The sequence below is a fragment of the Arthrobacter rhamnosi genome (assembly GCF_054510855.1).
Genome location: NZ_JBTNDT010000012.1, coordinates 37,595 through 48,823 on the forward strand (window position 1 = coordinate 37,595; position 11,229 = coordinate 48,823).

An 11,229-nucleotide genomic window follows, 5' to 3' on the forward strand; every position below is an offset into this window, starting at 1 on the left:
CCGCTCAGTCCACAACGGCGCTGGCCACGCCCTCGTTGTCCGGGTCCATCACGATGCGCGCGTCGATACGGCGCCCGTCGAGCAGTGCCGGTATCCAGTAGGGCGCGTCCTGCCACATACCGGTCCAGGGGATGTCGTCGACGGCGTACCAGAGCGGTTCGATCTCCTCGCTCGCCACCGGAGGGGTGGTGCCGGCGTCCGCGGTGAAGAGGAACGCCGCCATGTTCCAGGCCGGCTGCGCGGGAAAGGACCACGTGATGCGGCCGGCGTCGCGCAGCTCGCCTCGCGCCAGCTCGATGCCGCTCTCCTCGGCGACCTCACGGACGGCGGCCTCGACGGCGGACTCCCGCCCGTCGATCTTCCCGCCGAGCGCCACGACCCTGCCGGTGCCGAATCCGGTGCGCTTGAGTCCGAGCAGGACCTCCCGACCGCGGCCGCGGGACCGGAAGAGGAAGCACAGGACCACGCAGCGGTACGCGACGCCGTCGACGGTCATCCACTCGCCGGGAGGCTCCGGTTCCGGGGACGCCTGCGGCACAGGTCCGGTCTCAGGCACGGGCCCGGGGGTGGGCCGCGGCATAGACCTCGCGCAGGGTGTCGGCCGTGACCAGCGTGTAGACCTGGGTGGTCGTGACCGACGCGTGCCCGAGGAGTTCCTGCACCACCCGCACGTCCGCCCCGCCTTCGAGCAGGTGGGTGGCGAAGGAATGCCGGAGCGTGTGGGGTGACACCTCGCGCGTCACCCCGGCCCGCTCCGTGGCCGTCTTGAGGATGCTCCAGGCACTCTGGCGGCTCAGGCGGCCCCCGCGCATATTGAGGAAGAGGGCCGGGCTACCCTTGCCCTTCGCGGCGAGGGCCGGACGGCCCTGCACGAGGTACGCGTCGACGGCCCGGGCAGCGAAGGACCCGACCGGCACGAGCCGCTCCTTCGAGCCCTTGCCCGTGAGCCGCACGACGGCGGGGCCCTCGAGTGCGTCACTGACGGAGACGTCGTCGACATCGAGGCCGACGGCCTCACTGATCCTCGCCCCGGTGGAGTACAGGAATTCGAGCAGCGCCCGGTCGCGCTGCCCGGACGGCGTCCCGATGTCCACGGCCTCCAGGATCCGCACCACCTCGGCGACAGGGATCGCCTTCGGCAGGCGCTGGCCGGTCATCGGAGGATGGACGTCACGAGCAGGATCGCCGTCGGTCACGCCTTCCAGCGCCCAGAAACGGTGGAGACCCCGGACGGCCACGATGGTGCGTGCAGCGGAGCGCGGACTCAGGCGTGAGAACCCGTCCTCCCCCGACACGACGGCCTGCGCGAAGGCGGACACGTCGTGCCGGGAGATCCGGGCGGCATCATCCGTACCGCGGGACACGAGGAAGGACTCGTAGCGCCGGAGGTCGCGCCGGTACGCGGCGAGTGTGTTGGCCGACAGCCCGCGTTCCACCGACATGTGCTGCAGGTAGTCCCGGATGAGGGCTGCTATCGGTCCGTCGTCCCCTGCCGCGGGATCCGACACGGTCGTCAGCTCTCCAGCACGGCGCCACGCGGCCAGGTCGCATGCTGGCTCGGGTGCTCGGGCCAGGGGGTCGTCGCGGGGCGGAGCTCGCGGAAGCCGGTCTCGCGTGCCACGCGTGCTGCGAGGATCGCGGCGACGGCGGACGGGCTGTGGATGCGGCCTTCCAGTACGGCGTCCACCGCGGCGTCGAGGTCCGCCCACAAGAGCTCGATCTCGGCTTCCTCGTGCGTGCGCGTGTGCCGGTCGGCCTCCGGGACGTCCCCGATCCCCCGCGCCAGGTACACGCGCAGGGCCTCCGAGGAAGAGCCGGGCGACAGGAACATGTCCACGAGCACGTCCCACTGCCGCGCCGTGAGGTCGGCCTCCTCCGCGAGTTCGCGTGCGGCGGCATCGACGAAGTCCTCACCCTCCTCGTCGAGGAGGCCGGCGGGGATCTCCCAGAGCGCCATCCGCACCGGGTGCCGATACTGGCGCAGGAGGAGCACCTGTCCTTCGTCGTTCAGGACCAGCACGGCGACGGCCCCCGGGTGCCGGATGAAGTCCCGCGTGATGGCCTCGCCGCCCTCCGCGAGGGTGAACTCCTCGCTGACGACGTCCCACACCCGCCCCTCGTAGACCCTGGTGGTCCCGAGGAGGCGGCGCGGGCTCTGCTCGTCGCTGAACGTGGCGTCGGCGCTGCCGGCCGGCTGCACCGTCAGGCCTTCGCGCCGCGGAGTTCGAGTGCCGCCTTGACCAGGCCCGCGAACAGCGGGTGCGGCCGTGTGGGGCGCGAGCTCAGCTCGGGGTGGGCCTGCGTCGAGACGTAGTAGGGGTGCACGTCCTTCGGCAGCTCCGCGAACTCCACGAGATTGCCGTCCGTCGTCGTCCCGGAGAACACGAGGCCTGCGTCAGCGATCTGCTCGCGGTACTCGTTGTTCACCTCGTAGCGGTGGCGGTGGCGCTCGAAGACCGTGGTCTTGCCGTAGGTCCCGGCCACGACCGAGCCTTCCTGGAGCTTCGCCTCCCAGCGGCCGAGGCGCATGGTGCCGCCCATGTCCCCCTCGCCTGCCACGATGTGGAGCTGCTCCGCCATGGTCGCGATGACGGGGTACTGGGTGTCTGGCTCGAACTCGCTCGAGGAGGCGCCCTCGAGTCCGACGACGTTCCGGGCGTACTCGATGACCATGCACTGCAGCCCGAGGCAGAGCCCGAGGGTCGGGATCTTGTTCTCGCGGGCGTAGGTCAGCGCGCCGAGCTTCCCCTCGAGGCCGCGGATACCGAACCCGCCCGGGATGCAGACGGCGTCGACGCCAGCGAGGGCCTTCTTCGCGCCCTCGGGGGTCTGGCACTCGTCGGAGGGGACCCACTTGATGGTGACCTTCGCCTTGTTCGCGAAGCCGCCCGCCCGCAGGGCCTCGGTCACCGACAGGTAGGCGTCGGGCAGGTCGATGTACTTGCCGACCAGTGCTACCTCCACCTGGTGCTTCGGGTTGTGGACCGCTTCGAGGAGCTTGTTCCACTTGGTCCAGTTGACGTCCTTGAACTTCAGGTCGAGTGCCTGGACGATGTACGCGTCGAGGCCCTGGGCATGCAGGGTCTTCGGGATGTCGTAGATGCTGGGCGCGTCCGCGGCATTCACCACGGCGTCGAGGTCGACGTCGCACATGCGGCCGATCTTCTCCCGCATCGCTGCGGGAACCTCGCGGTCGGAGCGGATCACGATGGCGTCCGGCTGGATGCCGATGGACCGCAGCATGGCGACGGAGTGCTGGGTGGGCTTGGTCTTGAGTTCCTGCGAGGGGCCGATGTACGGGACCAGCGAGACGTGCAGGAAGAAGACGTTGTTCCGGCCCACGTCCTGGCGGACCTGGCGGGCCGCTTCGAGGAAGGGCTGCGACTCGATGTCGCCGACCGTTCCGCCGATCTCCGTGATGATGACGTCCGGGGTCTTCTTCCCCGGTACCGCATCGGCCGGCAGGCGCATGCGGCGCTTGATCTCGTCCGTGATGTGCGGGATGACCTGGACGGTGTCGCCGAGGTATTCGCCGCGGCGTTCCTTCGCGATGACGGTCGAGTAGACCTGGCCCGTCGTGACGTTCGCCGACCCGTCGAGGTTCTCGTCGAGGAACCTCTCGTAGTGTCCGATGTCGAGGTCGGTCTCGGCGCCGTCGTCCGTGACGAACACCTCGCCGTGCTGGAAGGGGTTCATCGTGCCGGGATCGACATTGAGGTAGGGATCAAGCTTCTGCATCGTCACGGAGAGGCCGCGCGCCCTCAGGAGGTGACCCAGGCTGGATGCCGTCAGTCCCTTGCCGAGTGAGGAGGCCACGCCGCCAGTCACGAAGATGTGCTTGGTCGTTGCGGATTTCAGGAACCGGGAGTTTATTTGCTGCGCCACGGAATTCAAGCCTATCACCGAGCGAAGGTGCGGGCCGCATCGGCGAGGAGTTCCTCCGCATGTGCGCGTGCCGACGCGGAGTCCTCCTGGCCCGCGAGCATCCTCGCCAGCTCCCGCACGCGCTCCTCCTCGGGCAGCACCTCGACATCGCTGGCGGTGACGCCGCCGCCCTCGCCGTCCCGGGAGACGTTCTTCGTGACCCGGATGTGCCGTGCGGCGAAGGCCGCGACCTGGGGCAGGTGCGTCACCACGATGACCTGGACGTGCTCCGCGAGCATGGCGAGCCGGCGGCCGATCTCGACGGCGGCCTTGCCTCCCACGCCTGCGTCGACCTCGTCGAACACGAAGGTGGGCACGGGGTCGACGGCTGCGAGGACGACTTCGATGGCGAGCATCACGCGGGAGAGCTCTCCACCGGACGCGCCCTTGCCGAGCGCGCGCGGCGCCGAGCCGGGATGCGGCTGGAGGGTGAAGGCGATGTCGTCGGCGCCGTGGGCCGTCAGGGATTCCGTCGGGGTGACGTCGATCAGCAGCTGAGCATCCGGCATCGCGAGGGCAGTGAGCTCGTCACTGACTTTCGCAGCAAGGCTCTCGGCTGCGGCGCGGCGCAGGGCGGACAGACCGTCCGCGAGTTCGTGCACCTGGCGGTCGAGGTCCGCGATGACGTCGTCGAGCTCCTCCACACGGGAGGAGTCGCTGCTGAGTTCGAGCAGGCGCTTGATGGCATCCTCCTGCCAGGCCAGCACCTCGTCGATCATGGGAGCGTACTTCCGCACGAGGACGGAGAGCGCCGCACGCCGCGATTCGACTTCCTCGAGCCTGCCCGCGCCCTCGCTGTCGAGTGCGGTGCCGTACCCCGCCAGTTCGGCGGAGATGTCGGCCAGGAGGTAGCCGACCTCGGCGAGCCGTTCGGCCAGCGCGCCCAGGTCGGCGTCGTGCTCGGCGACGGCCTCGAGCTGCCGTTTCGCCTCGTCGACCAGCGACACGGCGTCGGCACTGGCTCCGATGTCCTCGGAGACGAGCGCCTGGTGGGCCACGAGGGCAGCTGTGCGCAATTCCTCGAGGTTGCCGAGCCGCATCGACTCCGCCTTCAGCGCCACGTCCTCCCCGGGCTGCGGGTCGAGATCCCCGATCTCGGTCAGCGCGGCTTCGAGTCCCTCCGCCTCACGCAGCCGTTCACGGGCTTCGCTGCGCAGACGGTCCCGCTCGGCAAGGGCGTCGCGCCACTGGCGGAACGCATCGCCATAGGTCCGGAGGGCTTCCTCGACGGGCTTGCCGCCGAACTTGTCGAGTGCCTGCCGCTGCGCCGGGGCGCCTTTCAGCCGCAACTGGTCCGACTGGCCGTGCACGACGACGAGTTCGTCCCCCAGCTCGGCCAGGACACCGACGGGCGCGGCCCGGCCGCCGACGTAGGCGCGACTTCGTCCCTCGCTCGTCACGGTCCGCGCGAGGATCAGTTCGGCGACGCCGTCGTACTCCTCGAGCACCGCCCCCGCCTCCACGGCACGGATGGCAGCCGGACTGTTGGGGTCCAACCGGAGGACGGCCTCCGCCGACGCGGACTTCGCGTTCAGACGGACGGCGCCGGCGTCGGAGCGCGCACCGCGCAGGAGCCCGAGCGCCGTGATGACCATGGTCTTGCCCGCGCCCGTCTCGCCGGTCACGACGGTCAGGCCGGGGCCGAGGGTGAGAGTGGCGTCGGTGATCACACCGAGGTCGCGGATGCGCATCTCCTCGATCATCGCGGCCCGTCCTGGTGCTTCACGGGGCCGCGCCAGCCCTGGATGGGCAGCTCGAACTTGCGGACGAGGCGTTCCGAGAACGGTGTCTGGTGCGTGCGGGCGAGGCGCACGGGGTGCTCGGAGCGCCGCACTTCGACCCGGGCTCCGGGCGGGAGGTCGATGCTCCGTCGTCCGTCGCACCAGAGCACTCCCGCGGCTTCGGTGCGGGTCAGGAGTTCGACGGCCAGCACCGACGTGGGTGCCACCACCAGTGGCTTCGCGAACAGCGCGTGGGCGCTGATCGGGACCATGAGCAGCGCCTCCACCTCCGGCCACACGATGGGGCCGCTGGCGGAGAAGGCATAGGCGGTGGAACCGGTCGGCGTGGCAAGGACGACGCCGTCGCAGCCGAAGGAGCTCACGGGACGCCCGTCCACCTCCATGACCACCTCGATCATGCGCTCACGGTTCGCCTTCTCGATGGCCGCTTCGTTGAGGGCCCAGCTCTGGCCGAGCAGGGTGTCGCCCTGCCAGACGAGGACCTCGATGGTGGTCCGCTCCTCCACGGTGTAGCTGCGGTCGGCCACCCAGCCCACCGTCTCCTCGAGGTCGGCCCGCTCGCTCTCCGCGAGGAAACCGACGTGTCCGAGGTTGACGCCGAGCAGGGGGATCTCCGCCTCCCGCACGAGCTCCGCCGCACGGAGGATGGTGCCGTCACCACCGAGGACCATGACGAGTTCGACGTCGCCGAAGTCGACGCCGTCGCCCAGCGCTTCGGCAGGAGCGGCGAGGGCACCGTACTCGCCTTGGAGGTCCGCGAGTTCCTCGGGACGCATGACCGGCTGGAGTCCGAGGTCGTGGAGGCGCGTGCATGCTTCCTGCGCCGCGACCATCGCGTTCCTTCGGCCGGTGTGCGCGAGCACCAGAATTCTTCTACTCATCAAGCTCCGTCTGATCGGTGGGGCGGGGCGGTGGCGGATGGAGGGCTCCCTGAGCGAGTGCCTGGTCCACCAACCGGTCCAGCTCCCCCTCGATCCTAGGCATCAATCCCCCGCTCGGCACCTTTATCCACACGAAGTACTCCAGGTTGCCGTCCTGGCCCGGCAATTCGCTCTGCGCGACCCCGGCGATCTCCAGTCCGCACTCGAGCGCGCTGCGCAGCACTCCTGCCACAGCACCACGTCGGGCCTCGGAGGACGTGACGACGCCGAGCCGGTTCAGCCCGCTGCGCCCGACCTCGAACTGGGGCTTCACCATGAGGACCAACTCGCCGCCGGGGCAGGTGGCTCGAGCGAGCGCCGGCATCACGAGCCGGAGCGAGATGAAGGACAGGTCCGCAACGGTCAGCTGCACCTGCCCCCCGATGTCGGCAGGGTCGAGGTGGCGGACGTTCATGCCCTCGAAGACCTGGACGCGCGGGTCGTCACGTAACTGCTGCACGAGCTGGCCGTGCCCGACGTCGACCGCCGCCACTTCGCGCGCGCCCCGCCGCAGGAGGACGTCGGTGAACCCTCCGGTCGAGGCGCCCGCATCGAGGCATCGCTTGGCCACCGGATCCACGGCGGGGAAGGCCCGGAGGGCGCCGTCGAGCTTGGTACCGGCACGGCTGACGTACTCCTCGCCGCGCTCCTGGACGTCGAGGCGGTCGGCAGGGAGGATCGGAGCCGAGGCCTTCCTCGCCACGGCACCATCCCTCAGGACCCGGCCGGCCGCGATCAGCTGCGCCGCGTGGGAGCGGGACCGTGCGAGCCCGCGGGTCACGAGCTCCTGGTCAAGGCGCGCCATGGGCTCCCGCCTGGCGGAGTCGTTGTTCCGGGTTCAGCTCGCTGCTCAGCCGGGCATGGACGTCGAGGTACACGTCGACGTGCTTCGGAACGGGAAGGTCGTCCAGCCCGTCGAGCACGGCCACGATCCGGTCGACCTGCGGGTCACCGGTCAGCGGACGCAGGCCGCCATCGTCCCCGCTACCCATGTCGTCGTCCATTGATCGCCCTTCCGTACCGAAGCTGTCGTTCCTGCCTCCAGCCTAACGACCCGGCGTGAATCGGATCTCCGGCAGAGCCGCCGGCGCCTCCTCGGGGTGGACCGCCCACCACGCCGCGCACGCGGCGCGCCAGCTGTCGAGGTCGCCCTCGCGCCCGCTGATGGTCACCGTCGTCTCGGTCGCACGGGCCGCGGCCCCGCCGCAGCCGTACGAACCGTCGTCGTGCGTCACCTCCGGGTACTCCTCGTACAGCTCTGCGAGGGAGCCGATCAGGTAGTCCGGACGCTCGTCGACCCGCGCCACCAGGGCCGTGCGGACCGAGTCCACGCCCGTGAGGACGAGTGCAGTGGCCATCCCCGCGCGGTTTCCGCCGAGGATGTCGGTGTCGAGGCGGTCCCCGACCACCAACGCACGGTCGACGCCGGAGTGACGGGCCGCTGTCTCGAAGAGGGCGGCCTCGGGCTTTCCCGCGACCGCCGGCGACTTCGCCGTGGCAGCGGCGACCGCCGCCACCAGGGAACCGTTCCCGGGCGCGATGCCCCGCTCCTGAGGAATGGACATGTCCGTGTTGGTGGCAACCCAGACCGCGCCCGCAGCCACGGCGTAGGCGGCCTCGGCGAGATCCTTCCACCCCACCCCGGGAGCGAATCCCTGGATGACGGCATTCGGCCGGTCGTCGGCCGACGCGACGACGACCAGGCCCTGCGCCCTGACGGCGTCAGCGAGGGTCTCGCTCCCGACGACGAGCACCGTCGACCCCGCGGCCACCATGCCCGCCAGCAGCTCCGCGCCTGCAAGGGCCGAACCGAAGACCTGCTCCGCGGTGGCCGGAGCCCCCAGTTCCCGGAGATGGGCTGCCACCTGCTCGGAGGAGCGGGACGCGTTGTTGGTCACGTACGCGAGGCTCTTGCCTTCCCCGGCGAGCTTCTCGAGGGCCTCAGTAGCCCCCGGGATGGCATGCGGCCCGGCGTAGACGACGCCGTCGAGGTCGGCGAGCACGCCGTCGTATCCGTCGATGAGGCGCTCAGTCATCGACGACGTCGTCCTGGCTCGCCTCGGCCTTGCCGGTCCGCTCGCGCGTATCGGCTTCGTCGCCCGCCTGTTCACCTGTCTGCTCGCCTGTCTGCTCGCCTGTCTGCTCGCCGGTGCCGGCGTTGCGCCCCGCTGGGCTCGATCCTGCTGCCGAGAACTCGACGGCCGGGCCCGCCGAGGGCCGGCGTTCGTCCGCTGATCCTTCGTCGCCCGACGGCGCGATGTCCGCCGCACCCGACTCGTCCATGCTGAAGAGCATCTCGGTCTGGAGGGACTGGACAGGGTGGGCGGTCTCGCCGACCGGCACGGCATCGGCCGGTACTGCCTCGGCTTCGTGCCCGTCCCGCCCGGTTTCTTCGGTGTCATCCGCCGGGTCGCTTGCTGCCTCGGGTTCTGCCCCCTCTGTGCTCAGCGGCAGACCCGCGTCTGCATCCTCGTCAGCATCCTCGTCAGCATCCTCGTCAGGGTCGGGCAGACCTTCAAACGTGTCGTCCGTAGCACCGTCCGGGGTTTCGGCATCGCTGGTATCCGTTGCTTCTCCATGCTGAGCAGGGATATCGCCACCCTGTGCGGGGGCATCGCCGGCAGGATCTACGGCCGGAGCCGCAGCGGCCCTGCCGAGCACGTCACCGACCTTGGGCACCACCACGGGCGCAGGCTCGTCGTCCTCGCCGAGGTCCACGATGTCTGGTTCGAGATCGTCGTCGAGCCCGAGGGCTTTCTCTGCAACGCCTGCCTGACGACGCCACTTACCCGACTCGTCGGAGCGTCCGACAGCGTCGAGTGCATCCGCGTACGCGCGGAACAGCCGGGGGCTGAAGGAGAAGGCCCGGTGAAGGTCCAGCTGCGGGATCTCGAGTGCGGCGACTGCAGCGTCCAGTTGACCGAGATCGGCGCGTGCGCCGGAAACCACCATGGCGAGCTCGGCCTTGCCGGCAGCGTCGAGCGACTCCGCTTCCTCACTCCGAGCAAGATCCAGCGCCCTGTCGGGACGCCCGAGGCCCCGCTCGCAGTCGGCCATGACCGGCAAGTGGACGTTCGATCCGCTGATCCTCCGGAAGGTCCGGAATTCCCGGAGGGCTTCGCCGTAGTGGCCGGCAGCATAGGCCGTCAGGCCTACGGCTTCACGGACTGCAGCCAGGCGCCCACCGCGACGACTCGCTGCCAGGGCGTGCTGGAAGGCAAGTTCAGGCTCGAAGTCTATGAGCCGCCCCGCCATCACCAGGTGCTTCGCCACCCACTCGGCACTGCGTTCCTCGAGGTTGCGGACCTGAGCACGGGTCACCCGATCGAGTTCATCGCCCTTGACGTCCGCATCGATCTCGGGAGAACGCTCGCGATCCGGCCTGTTGGCGCTACGGAGGTCACGCGCGTTGTGAGGGCGCGGCCCTGCGGACACTGCTTCGTCGGGCCGGGTCCCGCGGCGGCGATCATCATTGCGACGCTCGCCGCTACCGCCCCGGTCCTGTCGATCCGCCGAGCGACGGAAGGTACCGGTCCGCTCGGGCGAACGGCGTTCGCTCCCCGGGCGTCCTTCCTCCGATGCTGAGCGCGACTGCCAGGGACGATCACGGCTTTCACCGGTGCGGCTGGTCGGGGCGCCCCGACCCGCAAAACGGGACTGCTTGTCGCTGGAAGATCCTGATGCTGAACCACCACGAGAGGCTGTGCCACGGAGCTGCGCACCCCTGCCGCCCTCGGGCGCCCTGCTCGGACGCTCCGAAAACCGTTCTGAGGACCGTTCAGCACCTGATCCTGTGCGTTCGTTGCGGCCCTCGCTGCGCCGCTGACCACCCTGGTCGTCCCGTCCGTACGCCGGGCGGTCACGCTGGCCACCCTGACCGTCATGCCCGTACGACCCGCCTGTGCGATCGCCGCCTCGTGGATCAGACTGGCCCTTCCACGCCGGACGTCCGCCCGTGGGCCGTCCGCCGCTACTCGTTCCGCGGAAACCGCCCTCCGAACGAGGGGCGCGGCGTTCATCGTTGGACGTCGCGCGCTCTCCGCCCGCCCGGCCGCGCGTCGCATTGCCCGGCTCTGACTCGGTTCGTCCGGACTCCCGGCGGTCACGGGAATGATCAGTGCTGGAACTACGGGGTGACGAGGACCGTGCACCCGCATTGCCGGCTTTCGAGCCCCACGAATGACGACGACCCGCCTGCTCGGATCCTCCCTGACGGCCGCCGGTGCCATCTCCCCCACTCCGGGACTCCCCGTCTCGTCCAGCGGTGTGCTCCTGCTCAGCCATGGCAGCGGGGTCCTCTCATCAGGTGCCGGCGCTTCTCTGCCGGCGGATCTCTATTTTTCTGTGGGTCTTACCTATCTATGGAACCACGAAGCGCCGCCGCCCACTTCATCGACCTCCGCGCTTGGCGTAGATGTGATGGAGCCCTCCGAACCTTACCCTTGTCGCGCCCTTGTAGGAGTCATCCGCCCTGCAAAGGCCGGTTCTGAGACGGGATACGCACCGCCCGGTCGCACGCATCCGTGTGCCGGCGGGGTGGTGTGGTTTAAGTGGGGAAGGCCCCGCACCTGGTGGTGCGGGGCCTTCCCGTTGAATGGTTGTCCGGCGGTGTCCTACTCTCCCACACTCTCTCGGGTGCAGTA

The 11,229-nt window shown here is 69.9% G+C and carries 10 protein-coding genes; all 10 read right to left on the reverse strand.

The genetic code is table 11. The features are described from left to right. Positions 1 to 4 precede the first annotated feature (4 nt). The 10 genes from ACX80I_RS16870 to ACX80I_RS16915 all read right to left on the reverse strand — a co-directional run bounded on the left by ACX80I_RS16870 (position 5) and on the right by ACX80I_RS16915 (position 10,021). Positions 5 to 556, reverse strand: a complete 552-nt coding sequence (locus tag ACX80I_RS16870; RefSeq protein ID WP_459346256.1) for an 8-oxo-dGTP diphosphatase — start codon at positions 554 to 556, stop codon at positions 5 to 7. Beyond that, positions 549 to 1,442 (reverse strand): site-specific tyrosine recombinase XerD, encoded by an 894-nt coding sequence (xerD, locus tag ACX80I_RS16875; RefSeq protein WP_459346266.1) that lies wholly within the window; start codon positions 1,440 to 1,442, stop codon positions 549 to 551. The genes ACX80I_RS16870 and xerD overlap by 8 nt, the downstream gene beginning before the upstream one ends. A gap of 71 nt (positions 1,443 to 1,513) precedes the next feature. After that, on the reverse strand, positions 1,514 to 2,200 hold the full coding sequence (locus tag ACX80I_RS16880; protein ID WP_459346257.1) for an NUDIX domain-containing protein: 687 nt from the start codon (positions 2,198 to 2,200) through the stop codon (positions 1,514 to 1,516). A gap of 2 nt (positions 2,201 to 2,202) precedes the next feature. Continuing rightward, the gene (gene pyrG / locus ACX80I_RS16885) at positions 2,203 to 3,903 is read right to left on the reverse strand and encodes a CTP synthase (RefSeq protein WP_301228551.1); all 1,701 of its coding nucleotides are present in this window, start codon (positions 3,901 to 3,903) and stop codon (positions 2,203 to 2,205) included. Further along, positions 3,900 to 5,627: a DNA repair protein RecN gene (gene recN, locus ACX80I_RS16890; protein ID WP_459346258.1), complete on the reverse strand. Its 1,728-nt coding sequence runs from the start codon at positions 5,625 to 5,627 to the stop codon at positions 3,900 to 3,902. The genes pyrG and recN overlap by 4 nt, the downstream gene beginning before the upstream one ends. Beyond that, positions 5,624 to 6,547: an NAD kinase gene (locus ACX80I_RS16895; RefSeq protein ID WP_459346259.1), complete on the reverse strand. Its 924-nt coding sequence runs from the start codon at positions 6,545 to 6,547 to the stop codon at positions 5,624 to 5,626. Before ACX80I_RS16895 ends, recN begins: the two co-directional genes overlap by 4 nt. Then, on the reverse strand, positions 6,540 to 7,391 hold the full coding sequence (locus ACX80I_RS16900) for a TlyA family RNA methyltransferase (protein WP_459346260.1): 852 nt from the start codon (positions 7,389 to 7,391) through the stop codon (positions 6,540 to 6,542). The genes ACX80I_RS16895 and ACX80I_RS16900 overlap by 8 nt, the downstream gene beginning before the upstream one ends. Then, entirely contained in the window at positions 7,378 to 7,590 is a 213-nt protein-coding gene (locus ACX80I_RS16905) for a hypothetical protein (protein WP_459346261.1), read from the reverse strand. The genes ACX80I_RS16900 and ACX80I_RS16905 overlap by 14 nt, the downstream gene beginning before the upstream one ends. Positions 7,591 to 7,632: 42 nt before the next feature. Next, entirely contained in the window at positions 7,633 to 8,622 is a 990-nt protein-coding gene (locus ACX80I_RS16910; protein WP_459346262.1) for an HAD-IIA family hydrolase, read from the reverse strand. Beyond that, on the reverse strand, positions 8,615 to 10,021 hold the full coding sequence (locus ACX80I_RS16915) for a hypothetical protein (protein ID WP_459346263.1): 1,407 nt from the start codon (positions 10,019 to 10,021) through the stop codon (positions 8,615 to 8,617). The genes ACX80I_RS16910 and ACX80I_RS16915 overlap by 8 nt, the downstream gene beginning before the upstream one ends. Between the last annotated feature and the right edge of the window lie 1,208 nt (positions 10,022 to 11,229).